The sequence below is a fragment of the Pseudomonas sp. Irchel s3a12 genome (assembly GCF_900187485.1).
Classification (GTDB): Bacteria; Pseudomonadota; Gammaproteobacteria; order Pseudomonadales; family Pseudomonadaceae; genus Aquipseudomonas; species Aquipseudomonas neuropathica.
Window position 1 is genome coordinate 107165 of the sequence record NZ_FYDN01000002.1, and the last position, 13215, is coordinate 120379.

Consider the following 13215-nt stretch of genomic DNA (forward strand, 5'->3'; position numbering starts at 1 on the left):
ACGCTCACATGCCCAGATCCGCATCAGGAGGCATCATGAACAAGTGGCCACGCTTTGCGCTCAACGCGCTCGGGCTCGCTCTCTCGCTGACCGGCAGTGCCTATGCGCAACTCGCCGCCGTCGACCCCGGCCCCTACACCTTCGCCACCGGGAAATTCCCGATGTGGTATCAGGACAACAATCTGCTGTCGATGGAACTGTGCCAGTCGCGTGCTGCCAGTTCGCGCGTTGCCGCGACCACGCCGCCGGCCTACATGTGCATTCTGCTGGCCGAGCCGGGTATCTACGACGACGCCCAGCCGATGATCTTCCCGGACAACTGGCCGCCGGAAGCCTTCTGGTTCCTGGCCGAAACCACGATTGCCGACAACGCTGCCGGTTATGGTGTGGACGCCTATGTCGCCGGGATCGAAGCGGCATTCGCCTCGGAAAATCCGGCCGATGGTGATCAACAAAGCTTCGCGCGGATTCGCATCCGGGTGAACGTACCCGTTGCCGGCACCTACACCATCACTCACCCGTATGGCGTCGAGACGGTCAATGTCACCGCACCCGGGCGCCGCGCGATCAACATCACCCGCGACATCGGCATCGGCGCACCGGGCAATTTCACCGGTGCCGTCAATGGCGCCATCGGACCGTTCCTGCGCAGCGTCAACGGCCCGTACACCGAAGTGAACCCCGATACAGGCGCCACGGAAACTTTCGTCGGTGACCCGAACCTCAACGAAGCGGTGACCGGCAGCCCGTTCAACACCAACTTCCTGCGCATCACCGGGCCGGCCGGGACGATCCAGTCAAGCGTGTTCAGCCTGTCCGGCAAAGTGCTCGACAACCGTCAGCAGACGCAGGTGGAAATCGACCGCGCCACTTATCGCCGCACCGCCGCCGGCGTGCGTGCCGAAGTGTTTGCCAAGGCCAGTAACAGCTCGACCCTGTGCTTCCGTGAAACCGTTGCGCTGCTGCCTGGCCCACCGCCAACGCCGTGCCAGACCAGTCTGTTGGGTGACAACAATGGTCTGTTCTTCGGCCACCGATTGGGCACTGGCGCGGTACCTCCGGTAGTCGTCGTGACCGCCACCAACCCCGCCGGCACCACGCGTCCGACGGCCGTGTCGGCCAAGCTCACCGACGTGGTGAAAGTGCAGACTGCCCGTTACAACTGGGCCAACCATAGCTTGCTGATCGAGGCTACTTCGAGCGATGAAGTGGCGATCCCCGACATGGTTGCCCAAGGCTACGGACGTCTGTCGAAGACCGGCACCCTGCAGCGCATCACCGTCGCCGACCTGACTCAGCCACCGGCCACCGTGACGGTGAAATCTGCCGCTGGCGGTGGTGACACCGAAGCGGTCGTCGTGGTCGGCAGCGCGCCGGACACGGGTGAAAACCAGGCGCCGATCACCAACGCCGACAGCGGCAGCACCAGCTTCGGCGTGCCGATCACCCTCAGTCTGTTGACCAACGACAGCGATCCCGATGGCAACAACCCACTGGGCATCACCGCGTTGACTCAACCGGCCGCAGGCCAAGGCACCGTCGCGCTCAACGGCACCACTTCAGTGGTCTACACCCCGCCAGCGGTGGTCAACGCGCCACTGACCACCACCTTCACCTACAAAGCGCAGGACGCCAAAGGCCTGGCGTCGGCCAACCCGGCAACCGTGACAATTACCGTCGCGCCAAACCAGGCACCGACTGCCGTCGCCGACAGCGTCGCCACTCTGGGCGTAGCGATCCCGATCAACGTGCTGGCCAACGACACCGATCCGGAAGGCAACGTGCCGCTGGCCGTCAACAGCCTGACCCAACCGGCCGCCGGACGCGGCACGGTTAGCAGCAACGGCACGGTGATCACCTACACCCCACCGGCCACCGTGACCACGGCGTTCACCACGACCTTCACCTACATCGCCCGGGACGCCTTCGGTGCCCTGTCGACGCCGGCCACAGTCACGGTGCAAGTGTCGCCACGGCCAGCGGCAGAAACGTTCGCCGTCACCGCGTCTACGGTGCAGGCACGCTCCGGCGGGCGCTTCAACTGGGACTTCACCGGCACCTCGTCAGTGACCACCGGCAACACCATCACCGTGCAGGTCACCACCCCTTCCGGCCTGGTCACCCTCGGCACCACCACCGTACCGGTCACCGGTCGCTGGCGGCTGACGCTGAACAACACGACGGTGGTGCCATCGGCCAACCCGACCGCGACGATCCGCTCGTCCCAGGGCACCGTGCGCACGGTCTCGGTGACCACGCTGTAAGCCAACACCCCAGCCACTTTCGGGTGGCTGGGGCCGACTTCAAATCGGTTAACGCCTGACAGGATGTGAGCCATGAACACGCCGACCGCCGCCCTGCTTTGCCTGCTCCTGCTGTGCAGCAGTGCAGGCGTGCGTGCCGACGACCTGATGGAAAACGACGACCTGGCCCCGACCAGCAGCGACCTCGGCGAACTGCCCCCACCGGTGGGTCAGCAAGCCCTGATCGACCAGCTCGGCCAGGCCAACTTCGCCCTGCTGCAACAGAACGGTCAGTCGCTGCTCGGGCAGATCGTGCAATCGGGCAGTAATCAGGAGGCGTACATCCTGCAACAGGGCAGCGACCTGATGGCGCTGATCAACCAGAACGGTTCCGGCAATGCCGCCTCAATCACGCAAAACGGCAGCCACAACCGCGCGCAGATTTCGCAAAACGGCAACAACAACGACGCCAGCATCGAGCAGGCCGGCGCGGGGCTGCAAAGCGCCGTGACCCAGTCGGGCAACGGCATGAGCGTTTCGGTCAAGCAATATCGCTAAGCACTGCCAATCATCGGAGAGTTCATCATGTTCAAACTGACGCCCCTCACCGCCGCCCTCCTGGTCATGATCAGTGCCCAGGCGATGGCCGACGACAGCCTGTCCAACCAAAGCCAGGTCGGTACCGCCAACATCGCCGACGTGAAACAGACCCAGGCCCCATTCAGCACCACCACCCAGACCCAACTGGGCCAAGGCAACGACGCCGCCGCTGTGCAAGACCACGCCACCAGCGTGATCACCCAGGACGCGATCGGCGACTACAACGCCGCTTACGCCGAACAGCTTTACGAAGACAACGCCACCATCACCCAGCAACAAGTCGGCGCCTTCAACACCGCCCACGCCAGCCAGTCGCTGGGCTTCGGCTCACCGAACAACGCGCTGCAACAGCAGCAAGGCACCGGCAACTTCTCGTTCATCTATCAGGACTCGCAGAACGGCAGCGAAGGCAAAACCTTCCAGTTCGGCGACAGTAACGAAGCCAACATCGAACAACTCTATGAAGGCACCGGCAACAGTTCGGTGATTACCCAATACGGCACCGCCAACTACGGCACCGCCGAACAAGTGCTGCACAACGGCGGCCAGATCGGCATCAACCAGGCCGGCGAAGGCAACTACGCCTACGGCGACCAGCGCAACGGCACTGGCGGCAACATCACCATCAACCAGTTCGGCAACCTCAACGGCACTGAAATCTGGCAGGACGCGCAACTGGCCAGCCAAGCCACCGTCAACCAGTACGGCGACAGCAACGAAACCGTGGTCGACCAAAGCTTCGGCGAAAATAACACCGCCGCCGTCACCCAGGTCGGCAACAGCAACGCGATCTACGCCGACCAGTTCGAATCGGTCAACTCGACACTGGCGCTGTATCAGGTGGGTAACGGCAACGTGCACTTCACCTACCAGAACGGCGACAGCCACGTGCTCAACGCCACCTCCGTGGGCAATGACAACAAGGTCTACGCCAGCAACTGGAAAGGCCCGCAATCCGGCGGCCAGTTCGGCAGCGGCCAACGCGCGACAGTTACTCAGGCGGGCAATGGCAACATCGCCAGCTTCACTCAGGATGGCGTCGGGCAAGTCATGACCACGCATCAGACCGGGACTGGCAACAAGACCACGGTCAGTCAGGCTGAGTCGTATAACGAGCTGTATTTTGATCAGAACGGTAGTGACAACATTTTGATCTCGGATCAACGCGGCACGGGCAACCTGGTGCAGGGTTCTTCGAATGGCACGGGCAACAGCGCTGATTTCGATCAGTCGGGGTCAGGGAACCAGGCGTATACCGCGCAGCTGTATGGCAGTGACAACATGATCACCGTGAAACAAGCGGATACGATGAACGTGGCGTATGTGACCCAGGGCGGGACGGGGAACATTGCCAATGTCGATCAGAGCGGGGTTACGCAGACGGCGAATATTCAGCAGTTCGGCTCGGCTAACCAGGCGACGGTGTTGCAGCAGTAGGGGTTGGGTGTTGATGGGCCGCGATTCTCTGGTGACGGGGGTCGCGGTTTTTTTTGCGCTGACGTTTGAGTTGCGTCCTACGGAAAACGGAACGTTTTTAGAAATTCGGAGAGTTTTCTGACAAGTTCTGGCGGTTGGCCGTCGGAAGTGCAGGCTCTAGGATTTGCCGGGACAACTTGATCCTCATGGAGCTTGGCCTACATGCAATTCATCCAGACAGCGACGACAGCGATACCGTTAACGAATAGACTTCGAGGCACCAAACCCGGAGGTTCTATGATCGACCCGTCCTTGATCGACCCACTGTGCCCGGTTGTTTCGGATCTTGATCCCGAGGAACAGGCTGCAAGTTATGACCGTTGGTTTCGGGCCGAAGTACAGGCCTCTCTCGATGATCCGCGCCCGAGTATTCCCCATGAGCAAGTGATGGAGGAAATCAACGCCTTGATGGAATCAATGCGCAAAAGCGCTGATGCAGATTAAGTGGCGACCCAAGGCTCGGGTCGAACTCTCGAAAATCCTGAAGTACATTGGCGAGCGAAATTTTGTAGCGGCGACTGCACTTCACAAGTCCGTCGTAAAAACTACATCTGCGCTTTGTTGGCATCCACACCTGTATCGCAAAGGCCGCTCTCCCGGCACTCGAGAGATTGTGGTAAGCCCGAACTATCTCGTCGTTTATCAAGTGGCGGACCAAATTGAGATTGTGAGCATCTTGCATGCGCGTCAGGAGTACCCTCGACGCGACCCCGGTTAAAATCGCTTCCTCGTCTCAACACAAGAAACCGTGCTTCCCGTGGAGGTACGGTTTTTTTGATCGTTCCAAGCTCTGCGTGGGAATGCCTCTCGGGACGCTCCGCGTTCCAAATTGCGAATTTGACGCAGAGCGTCAAGGGCTGCATTCCTTTGCTGCGCGTGGGAACGATCTAATTAGCCATCCTTCAACTCGACGTGATCCAGCGCTTGATTCACCGCCAGTTCGCCCAGCATGACGACTTGAGCGATGCCCAGTGCGGTTTTGCGCTGAGAGGTTTCCAGGGAGGCGGCGAAGTTGATCAGCATTTCGCTGGCCGAGCCGAGGGTTTCGCTGGCGTTGGCGAGCAGGGATTCGGTGTTGTACCTGGGGTTGGCGAAGTACATGGGTTCCGGCTCGTTGGCGCTGGACATGATGTGGGCGGTGGGGTTGAGGTAGAAATCGAGGGCGCGGTCGGCGGCTTCGTGGAGTTTTTTGCTGTCGACTGAGGCGTAGGGGGATGTGGTGTTGGTGTCTGATTCTGGGGGGTTGGGTGTTGGTTTTTTCATGGTGATTCTCTCTCATTGATAGTTGCAGCTGGCCCATTCGACTTCCAGGAAAAATGGGTGGCAGCTGTACGCAGGCTGGAAATCCGGGAGAGAGCAACCCGGCAGACACGAATGTCTCCCGCGCACAACCGCCATAACAGAGTGCACACAATGAAAGTGCGCAAGCATACGTTATGAAAGGCGTATCTGCTCTCTCGTGTCTTCGGGTTTCCATGCCCGGTCGCTGAATTGGCAGCGACGAACACAGGCTAGAGACCGGACGTCCGACGGACAACCTGAAAACCTCGTGGGAAGGTTCCGCAAAATCGAAACATCCTTTAAACATCCCGAATTGAAATACGCATGTGTAGGAGCTGCCGAAGGCTGCGATCTTTTGATCTTGATTTTGATATTCATCTTAAAAAATCAGAGTCAAAAGATCGCAGCCTTCGGCAGCTCCTACAGTGAATGTGTGCAACCGACGGGAATTGGTCGGCTCGTAGATCGCCATCGCTGGCAAGCCAGCTCCCACAAGGATTTGGGTACATCCGCAATGGCAACTGAGTCTGAGAGATAGCTATCGCGAGCAGGCTCACTCCTACAATTGAATCGCGCTCTGTCAGCAAGAGATTGGTCGGCTGTAAGGCCGCCTTCGCGAGCATGCTCAGCGCCTACGAAGATCAAAAGCCGAGCACGCTGTGCTCCTCACCACTCAATAGGCCGAGTGTCAGCTCGCCTGCTTTTGATCTTGATCCACGGGCGACGTCGGAAGGCTGAGTGGAGGGATTGATCCGGGCGTGGGAGCGCAGCGACCGTTTGGCGCAGCCAAACACAGCGAGAGGAGGTGCAGCGAAGCAAACCGTAGGCGCTGCGCCCGGATCGATCCCGGAGCGAAGGAACCCCGAGCTTTAGCGAGCGGGCCGCACGCAGGAGCAAGCCTTTTGGGTTACCTTTTCGGCGTTTGGAAAAGGTGACCCGCCGTAAGGGCGGAATCCTAAGCAGCCGTTACCGCAGAAACGGATATGTACTCAGTCAAAAAGAACCCCGCCGCCTGACAAAAAGCCTTCGCGAGCAGGCTCGCTCCCACAGTGGGAACTGGGTACATCTGCAAGAACCTGGTCGGCCCGAAGGCCGCCACGTTCACTCCGCCTCCGGATCCACCTTGTTCTGGCTCAAATACCGATTCAACACATCATCCTGCGAAGGCACAGAAGCGTCCCCCGCCACCTGCCACAACCGCCGCTCAATTCCCTGCGCCACCATATGCCCCACCGCCGCCTCAATCGCCGACAACACACACAACTGCGCCGGCTCATTCGTCGTATACCCAACCTCAGCCTCAAGCAACTTTTTAAACTCGATAAACTTGAAAATCCCCGCACTGCGCGCCACCGAATAAATCGTCTTGCTGGTCATCACATTCGCCAACACCTGCCCACTGCGCACATCCACCGCCCGCAAATTCACAGTCACCTGATCCACCCGATACTCACGCTGCAAATCAATCCCCAGATACCGCGCCCCTTCCCCACCGCTACGCACATTGGTGTCATAAGCGATGATCCCGCCCTCGAGCATCATGTTCGCCGCCTGCAACGGCGGCAGCTCACCCTGAATATTCACCGGCGTATTCGGCTTCTTCTGCGACGCGCGAATAATCTTGCGCTCGGTCAACAGGTTCTGCAGCCCTTCCCGCTCAAGCACCACAAACCAGCCACTGGCCTGCATCGCATCCATCAACATCGACGCCGCGCCCTGGGTCACGCTGGTGGAAAACGAACTCGCCGGGGTCGGCTTGTACTGCCCGGTCTGGTCACGGAAGCCGTACACCACCGCCATCAACCGCCCCTTGGGTCGCGGCATCTTCAGCAAGTCGTAATAAGTCGAAGCCCTTGGAGTCAGGGTCGGGGTTTCGGTGTCCTGCTCGGCCGACATCGGCTCACGCAGACTGCACCCTTGTAATGTCGCCAACAGCAGCCCTAACGCGATGATCTTTTTCATGTCCGTTCTCCCCGGAACCGTCAGCCCGTCATGGGTTGAGGCCGTTCACCTGAATTTCCGAAACCTCACCGGTCGCTCGATCGGTCACTTCAATGCTCAGTGCCCCGGAGTCGTCGATGACGTTGACGATAAAAGAGTCGGTGGACAGGCTCCCCGTGTTGCCGGTGGAGATGTTGTCCAGCAACTGCCCTAGCAGCCGCGATTGCAATTGACTGGTGAAACGCTCCAGCGCCGAGGTGCCGGCCACGGTCGAACGGCTCTTGAGATCAGGGTCGTCGTAATCGTTTTGCGCCTGCGCGTTGTTGAGCAGCCAGGTGCCGTTGAGCGGGTTGCCGCCGAACGACGGGTTGACCGGCGTGTAGACCAGTTCAGTGGCCTGGACAGCGGCAGCGCTGGCGAGCCCGATCAACAACCCCGAGATCCAGAATCCGCTGCGCCGTGAGAACGTTGTGCTGTTCATAGTTCGTCCTTCTCAAGGTCGGTGGTGTCCTGCAACAGAGCCTCCAGCTTGCGCTGGACAACCTGGCGTCGAACCCAGTCGGCGGCCGCGTAGGCCTCGTCCTTCAGTTCCACGGTGTTCGGCGGCAGGAAGCGCCGATAAACCAGGCGTTGCTGATATTCCACGGTCACCAGGCTGCCCCAGCGCGCGTCGGGCCGCTCGCGCACCACCAGGTTGAAATCCATCGGGCTGGTGTCGCGCAGGCGTTCACTGAACGAGTAGTAAAAGTCGTGGCCGATGTGCGAGATCGTGTCATCGACGATGAAACCCATCATTTCGTCTTCTTCACTGGCGCTGGCGCAGCACGCCACAGCGGTGAGGATCAGCGCGCACCACCATTGGCGAATCATGGCTGCAACGCCTGCGGCAGATTCGATTGGCCTTTGGCCGGGCCATTAGTGCCCTCAAGAAAGGCTTTTTCAGCGACGAACTGCCAATCCGAATAACGCTGCATGCCATCGAAATCCGACCACTGCGTCGGGAACCCGGATTGCTTCAACGGCAGCTCGGTCGATGGGCTGTTGAGGCCGGTGATACGGCCATCAAACCCGCGTTGCAGCGCCCATTCACCCTGCCCAATCGGATCAGGATAGAGCTGACGCAGGTGATGCTTCGCCTCGGGAAAACGCTGATCGTCGAGCAGATCGACTAACTCTTTCGGGTACTGCGCCAACCCCGGCGAACTGCGGTAGTAGCTGCGCAGCGCCTGGGCGTATTGGGTGCCGACCCAGAGCAACTGGCGTTCACGGTCGCGGCGCGACGCGGTCGACCACAACTCGCCGGCACTGGCCAGGCCCATGCCCATCACTACGATGAGGAACAGCACGCCGAGGTAGGTGAAACCACCCTGCTGCGCACGGTTACCACTCGGAATACTGGCTGCCATCACGCGCCCTCCCGGTAGCACCGCTTTTGATATCGGCCACACCACCGGCGACGCCGTCCGGTGGCGCGATCAGCACCCACTGGTCTTTGCGTTCGGTGATCGGATCGAGTGGCGCGTTGCGCAGGTAACGTTGTTCGATCAGTTGCTCGATGGAATCCGGATAGCGGCCGGTGTCGCCGTAGTAGTGATCCAGCGCCTCGCGCATCGCCGACAGGCTCTGGCGCAGGGTGGTTTCCTTCGACGCTTCGAGGCTGTTGAAGTAGCGCGGCAGCGCGATGGTCATCAGCGTGGCGATGATCGCCATCACCACCATCAGCTCCAGCAAGGTAAAACCTTTTTCCCGGCGCATGAGGTTCACCACTCGCGGTAAGCGACACCGTTGAGGCCCTTGCCCCGGGCGTGGGAGTAGACGTCGAAAACGTCCTCGCCATCGCGCGGGTTTTGAGCCGAACTGTTGTAGGCGCGCACGCCCCAACCCCCTTCGTCGTCACGTTTGGCCGGCACCAGCGGATCGCGCGGGATGCGGCGTAAAAAGTAGAACTTGGCGCCTTTGGCACTGCGCACATCGCGCACGCCTTCGACCAGTACTTGCAGATTCGGCGGATAGCCGCTGCTGTTCAGCGATTTCTCGATATAGCCAGCATCGAACGCGCGTTTATAGGCGTCGATGCCATCGCGAATCTGGTACAGCGCGTTGCGCAATTCCTGCTCCTTGCCACGCCGCACCAAAGTCTCGGTCAGCGGCGCCGCCATGCTCGCCAACAGGCCGATCAGGGCCAGCGTCACCACGACTTCGATCAGGGTGAAACCGCGCTGGGAGGCGTTCATGATCAAGGCTTCTCGACGGTGATACGGGTGGTGGCCACGGCCGACTCACCGACGGCACGCGGCTGCGCGGCAGGCGATGGCATCACGTAACTCTGCGAACGATCCGGTGCCTGAATGTGCATGCTGGTTTCGGTGCCGGTGGAGAACTCCATGTCCGACGGGCTCTGGTACGGCAGGTTGCGCACGATCCGTGGGGTGATCGACAGCACCAGTTCCGATTTGCCGACAGTGTCCTTGTTGCTGCCGAACAGCCGGCCAATGCCAGGGATGTCGCCGAGGCCCGGGATCTTGTTGCCGGTCGCGCCGTGGTCGTTGCGCATCAGGCCGGCGAGGATCTGCGTTTCGCCGTCATGCAGGCGCAGTGAGGTTTGTGCGTTGCGGGTGTCGACCTGCACCGGGATCGTGCCCTGACGGGTCGGTTCCAGCGGTGTCGCGTTACTCACTTCGAGAGCGATCTTGATCGCCACTTCGTTGTTCAGGTGCACGGTTGGTTGCACTTCGAGCTTCAGACCGACGTCGAGGTAAGTGACGCTTTCAGTGATCACCGGGCCTTGCGTCGACGGCACCGAAGTCGCGCTGATGATCGGCACACGCTGACCGATGTGGATCCGCGCCTGCTCACGGTTGCTCACACGAATCACCGGGCTGGCGAGGGTGTTGATGTCGTTGTCCTGGGCGTTGATCTTGGCTTGCGGCGACGGCGAGATCGAAATCCGGCTGGAGTTGATGCCTTTCAGTTGATCAAGCAGGGTCACCGCCGAACCGTCGCTGTTGACCACGCCGAAGGTGTTCGGCCATTGCAGGCCAAGGTCGAGAATGCGCTGGGTGGCGACTTCCATCACTTCCACCTCCAGCACCACTTCCGGGTTCGACTGGTCTTGCGACTGCAGGAGTTTCTCGGCCATGCGCACGGCGTCTTCGGTGTCGCGCATGGTCAGGGTGTTGAGGCGTTCGTCGACGAACACGTCGCGGGTCTTGAGCATGGTTTTCACCATGTTGAGCGCGGTGTTGGCATCGATGCTGGTCAGGTAGAAGGTGCGCATCACCAATTCCTGGTAATCCTTCACCTTCTGCGGCGAATCCGGGTAGATCAGCAAGGTGTTTTCGTTCACCACTTTCTGGTGCAACTGGTTCTGTTGCAGCAGCAGGGTCACGGCGTCTTCGATGCGCACGTCACGCACAAAGATCGTCGCTTTCATGTCCGGGCGCAGGTCTTTGTCGAAGATGAAGTTCAGCCCGGCGACCTGCGACAGCACTTCAAAAATGGTCTTGAGGTTGGCGTCGCGAAACTCCAGGGTCACCGGGCGGTCAAGCTTGGTGCGCAGTTGCGGGTAGGCAATCACGTTGCGGCTCTGCACCAGACGAATGTTGCCTTGCAGCTCCAGCGCTCCTTCGTTATTCGGGTCGAGTTCGAGGATCTGTTTGACCTGGCGATCAGCGCCGTAGATGTCGCCACGACGCAGGTCGCCACGCGCCAGTTCCAGTTTTTCGTCCATGCTGCGCAGGTAATCCATCTGCTTCAGGGCATCCTGAGCCCGGCGGTTGTTCGGCTCGATGGTCAGCGCGCGGTTGTAGGCCACGCGCGCCGAAGCGAAGTCGCGGCGCGAACGGTCAGTGTCGCCGGTCGTCAGCAACGCCGTGATCGCCTTGGCCCGACCGCTGTTGAGCAGCAAGTGCAGCTCGGTGTCCCGTGGGTTTTCGCGCAGGCCTTCTTCGATTCGGGCCAGCCCCGCCTCGTACTGACCCTGTTCAATCAGGTCGGCGGCTTCCTTGTTGGCCACTTGTGCGGAACTGCACGCGGCCAGCCCGGCACACAGGCCCAGGCTCATCAGCAAACGGGAACGGTTCATTGCGTACTCCCCACAGACAGGGTCTGCGACAAATGCAAAGGCAGGTAGACCAGACTCAATTCCAGATCGGAAATGCCGGTGATCTTCCAGGTGTCGTCGATCACATCCCCGTTGCGCACGACGTAGATCTTTTCGCCGTTCTGCAAAAACACTTGCAGGTCGCTGCGGTCATGCAGCCTGCCGACGAACTGAAACGGCACCGGTGGCAGGCTCGGGGCTTGCACCACAGTTGCTGGATTGATGGCCATTTCGGTGACCGTGGCCAGAGTCGGCGCGGCCTTCCAGGATTTGGCCGCGAACAAGTCGCCGGCCGGGCTCAGGTCCTTGATCGACGCATCCTTGGCCTTGGCGGTACTGGCCGGCAGCGCGCCACGGGTTTTCCCCGGCGTGGCGACGGCGACTTCGTTGGAATCGGCGTCTTCGCTTGGCGAGAAATATTCCGGCAACCACGCCAGCGCAGCAGCTACGCCGAAGAACGCCAACCAACCTGTCACGCGCTTGGTATTCATCACGACCTCGACAGGTAAAGGGTCATACGGATCCGGCCATTGAGGTCGGTGTCGCCAATCTTCTTGCGTTGCAACTCGAGGTCTTCCACCACCACCGCCGGCAACTGGCCGAGCAAGGCGTGCAGGAAGCGGCGCAGTTGCGGGTAGCTGCCGCGCACTGGCAGGAGGATCTGATAGCGTGCCAGATGGGTTTTCGGGTCGACGCCGAGGGCGTATTCGCCGCGCGCCAGGGTGATGTGTTCTTGCGCTGCGAGGGCGTAGATGCGGTCGATGGCGACGGTGGCTTGCGGCTGCGCCGGCAGTTTGTTGCGGAAGTCGTCGAGCTGACGCTGCGGCACTACCGGCGGCGCGATGCTGCCGTCTTCAACCTTGGCCAGGTACGCGGTGGCTTCCTGAGTCTGCAGGCTCAGGTGCTGCAATGATTGCCAACCCGGCAGCAAGCCACCGAGTGCCCAAGCCACGGCGACCAGCAGCAATGCCAGCCCGGCGAGGCCCGGAATGCCGATGCCTTGCAGGTATTCGTGGACGATCAGTCTAGGGATTCGCATCGCCAATCTCCCAAGTCGCCGACAGGTTGAATTGCACCGGTTGTTCCGGCGATTTGACGACGATTTCGTGGCTGAGCAGCGACACGTCGGACAGCTCGTCGCTGGCTTCCAGACGTTTGTGGAAGTCGAGCATCGCTTGCAGATCCCGCGCTTCGGCGCTGATCCGTACCTGGCCTTTGCGCGCATCCGGGGTCAGGGTCAGCAGCGCGACGTCATCGCGGGGCATCGCTTCGAGCATGGCGAACAGGCGTTCCCATGGGCGGCGCAGTTGCTGCGAGACCTTGCGCATCTCAGCGAGGTTTGCCGCTTGCTCGCGGGTTTCTGCCGGGCTCAAGGTGGACTTGGCGCCACTGTCGCCGGTGAGCTGACGCTGAGTGGTTTGCAGGTGGCCTTGTTGCTGTTCGGTGTGCGCGTCGAGGTGCTGTTGCACGCCGAAGCACAGCAGCGCCAGCAGTACACCGCCGCCGAGCAGGCTCCAACCCAACGGGCCGGAACGTGGCCGTGGCTGAAAGTCGAGATTGAGCGCGCGCATG

At 60.8% G+C, this 13215-nt stretch carries 16 protein-coding genes; 5 read left to right on the forward strand and 11 right to left on the reverse strand.

Translation table 11 applies throughout. The features are described 5' to 3' along the window. Nucleotides 1-35: 35 nt before the first annotated feature. The 5 genes from CKW14_RS04045 to CKW14_RS04065 all read left to right on the forward strand — a co-directional run bounded on the left by CKW14_RS04045 (nt 36) and on the right by CKW14_RS04065 (nt 5037). Nucleotides 36-2264 carry an Ig-like domain-containing protein gene (locus CKW14_RS04045; protein ID WP_095124766.1) on the forward strand — a complete coding sequence of 743 codons (2229 nt, stop codon included), beginning with the start codon at nt 36-38 and terminating at the stop codon, nt 2262-2264. A gap of 72 nt (nt 2265-2336) precedes the next feature. Further along, nucleotides 2337-2801: a curlin gene (locus CKW14_RS04050; protein WP_095124767.1), complete on the forward strand. Its 465-nt coding sequence runs from the start codon at nt 2337-2339 to the stop codon at nt 2799-2801. A gap of 27 nt (nt 2802-2828) precedes the next feature. Further along, the gene (locus CKW14_RS04055) at nt 2829-4280 is read left to right on the forward strand and encodes a curlin (protein WP_095124768.1); all 1452 of its coding nucleotides are present in this window, start codon (nt 2829-2831) and stop codon (nt 4278-4280) included. Between the two features lie 276 nt (nt 4281-4556). After that, nucleotides 4557-4763, forward strand: a complete 207-nt coding sequence (locus tag CKW14_RS04060; RefSeq protein WP_034152589.1) for a hypothetical protein — start codon at nt 4557-4559, stop codon at nt 4761-4763. Next, nucleotides 4753-5037: a type II toxin-antitoxin system RelE/ParE family toxin gene (locus CKW14_RS04065; protein ID WP_016983362.1), complete on the forward strand. Its 285-nt coding sequence runs from the start codon at nt 4753-4755 to the stop codon at nt 5035-5037. Before CKW14_RS04060 ends, CKW14_RS04065 begins: the two co-directional genes overlap by 11 nt. Before the next feature lie 173 nt (nt 5038-5210). On the opposite strand, the gene CKW14_RS04070 is transcribed toward CKW14_RS04065, so the two are convergent. From CKW14_RS04070 to CKW14_RS04120, 11 genes are all read right to left on the reverse strand, one after another. Beyond that, nucleotides 5211-5582 carry a DUF6124 family protein gene (locus CKW14_RS04070; protein WP_095124769.1) on the reverse strand — a complete coding sequence of 124 codons (372 nt, stop codon included), beginning with the start codon at nt 5580-5582 and terminating at the stop codon, nt 5211-5213. A 1119-nt stretch (nt 5583-6701) separates the two neighbouring features. Then, entirely contained in the window at nt 6702-7562 is an 861-nt protein-coding gene (locus tag CKW14_RS04075) for a CsgG/HfaB family protein (RefSeq protein ID WP_095124770.1), read from the reverse strand. A 28-nt stretch (nt 7563-7590) separates the two neighbouring features. Continuing rightward, the gene (locus CKW14_RS04080) at nt 7591-8022 is read right to left on the reverse strand and encodes a curli assembly protein CsgF (protein ID WP_095124771.1); all 432 of its coding nucleotides are present in this window, start codon (nt 8020-8022) and stop codon (nt 7591-7593) included. Further along, entirely contained in the window at nt 8019-8411 is a 393-nt protein-coding gene (gene csgE, locus CKW14_RS04085; protein WP_095124772.1) for a curli production assembly/transport protein CsgE, read from the reverse strand. Before csgE ends, CKW14_RS04080 begins: the two co-directional genes overlap by 4 nt. Then, nucleotides 8408-8947, reverse strand: a complete 540-nt coding sequence (locus CKW14_RS04090) for a type II secretion system protein (protein WP_095124773.1) — start codon at nt 8945-8947, stop codon at nt 8408-8410. Before CKW14_RS04090 ends, csgE begins: the two co-directional genes overlap by 4 nt. Beyond that, complete coding sequence (locus CKW14_RS04095) at nt 8922-9296, reverse strand: type II secretion system protein (RefSeq protein WP_095124774.1); 375 nt, start codon at nt 9294-9296, stop codon at nt 8922-8924. The genes CKW14_RS04090 and CKW14_RS04095 overlap by 26 nt, the downstream gene beginning before the upstream one ends. A 5-nt stretch (nt 9297-9301) precedes the next feature. Beyond that, nucleotides 9302-9775 (reverse strand): type II secretion system protein, encoded by a 474-nt coding sequence (locus tag CKW14_RS04100; protein ID WP_095124775.1) that lies wholly within the window; start codon nt 9773-9775, stop codon nt 9302-9304. A 2-nt stretch (nt 9776-9777) separates the two neighbouring features. Continuing rightward, entirely contained in the window at nt 9778-11625 is a 1848-nt protein-coding gene (locus CKW14_RS04105; protein ID WP_095124776.1) for a secretin N-terminal domain-containing protein, read from the reverse strand. Then, a complete protein-coding gene (locus CKW14_RS04110) occupies nt 11622-12134 on the reverse strand; it encodes a hypothetical protein (protein WP_095124777.1) in 513 nt (170 codons plus the stop codon). Before CKW14_RS04110 ends, CKW14_RS04105 begins: the two co-directional genes overlap by 4 nt. After that, nucleotides 12134-12682, reverse strand: coding sequence for a GspMb/PilO family protein (locus CKW14_RS04115; protein ID WP_095124778.1), 549 nt, complete (start codon nt 12680-12682; stop codon nt 12134-12136). The genes CKW14_RS04110 and CKW14_RS04115 overlap by 1 nt, the downstream gene beginning before the upstream one ends. Next, nucleotides 12669-13214 carry a PilN domain-containing protein gene (locus CKW14_RS04120; RefSeq protein ID WP_095120166.1) on the reverse strand — a complete coding sequence of 182 codons (546 nt, stop codon included), beginning with the start codon at nt 13212-13214 and terminating at the stop codon, nt 12669-12671. Before CKW14_RS04120 ends, CKW14_RS04115 begins: the two co-directional genes overlap by 14 nt. Nucleotide 13215 lies beyond the last annotated feature (1 nt).

Bases quoted from the DNA above. Each gene is read 5' to 3' on its own strand.
- CKW14_RS04045 (WP_095124766.1), top strand. From the start codon at position 36: ATGAACAAGTGGCCACGCTTTGCGCTCAACGCGCTCGGGCTCGCTCTC.
- CKW14_RS04050 (WP_095124767.1), top strand. From the start codon at position 2,337: ATGAACACGCCGACCGCCGCCCTGCTTTGCCTGCTCCTGCTGTGCAGC.
- CKW14_RS04055 (WP_095124768.1), top strand. From the start codon at position 2,829: ATGTTCAAACTGACGCCCCTCACCGCCGCCCTCCTGGTCATGATCAGT.
- CKW14_RS04060 (WP_034152589.1), top strand. From the start codon at position 4,557: ATGATCGACCCGTCCTTGATCGACCCACTGTGCCCGGTTGTTTCGGAT.
- CKW14_RS04065 (WP_016983362.1), top strand. From the start codon at position 4,753: ATGCAGATTAAGTGGCGACCCAAGGCTCGGGTCGAACTCTCGAAAATC.
- CKW14_RS04070 (WP_095124769.1), bottom strand. From the start codon at position 5,582: ATGAAAAAACCAACACCCAACCCCCCAGAATCAGACACCAACACCACA.
- CKW14_RS04075 (WP_095124770.1), bottom strand. From the start codon at position 7,562: ATGAAAAAGATCATCGCGTTAGGGCTGCTGTTGGCGACATTACAAGGG.
- CKW14_RS04080 (WP_095124771.1), bottom strand. From the start codon at position 8,022: ATGAACAGCACAACGTTCTCACGGCGCAGCGGATTCTGGATCTCGGGG.
- csgE (WP_095124772.1), bottom strand. From the start codon at position 8,411: ATGATTCGCCAATGGTGGTGCGCGCTGATCCTCACCGCTGTGGCGTGC.
- CKW14_RS04090 (WP_095124773.1), bottom strand. From the start codon at position 8,947: ATGGCAGCCAGTATTCCGAGTGGTAACCGTGCGCAGCAGGGTGGTTTC.
- CKW14_RS04095 (WP_095124774.1), bottom strand. From the start codon at position 9,296: ATGCGCCGGGAAAAAGGTTTTACCTTGCTGGAGCTGATGGTGGTGATG.
- CKW14_RS04100 (WP_095124775.1), bottom strand. From the start codon at position 9,775: ATGAACGCCTCCCAGCGCGGTTTCACCCTGATCGAAGTCGTGGTGACG.
- CKW14_RS04105 (WP_095124776.1), bottom strand. From the start codon at position 11,625: ATGAACCGTTCCCGTTTGCTGATGAGCCTGGGCCTGTGTGCCGGGCTG.
- CKW14_RS04110 (WP_095124777.1), bottom strand. From the start codon at position 12,134: ATGAATACCAAGCGCGTGACAGGTTGGTTGGCGTTCTTCGGCGTAGCT.
- CKW14_RS04115 (WP_095124778.1), bottom strand. From the start codon at position 12,682: ATGCGAATCCCTAGACTGATCGTCCACGAATACCTGCAAGGCATCGGC.
- CKW14_RS04120 (WP_095120166.1), bottom strand. From the start codon at position 13,214: ATGCGCGCGCTCAATCTCGACTTTCAGCCACGGCCACGTTCCGGCCCG.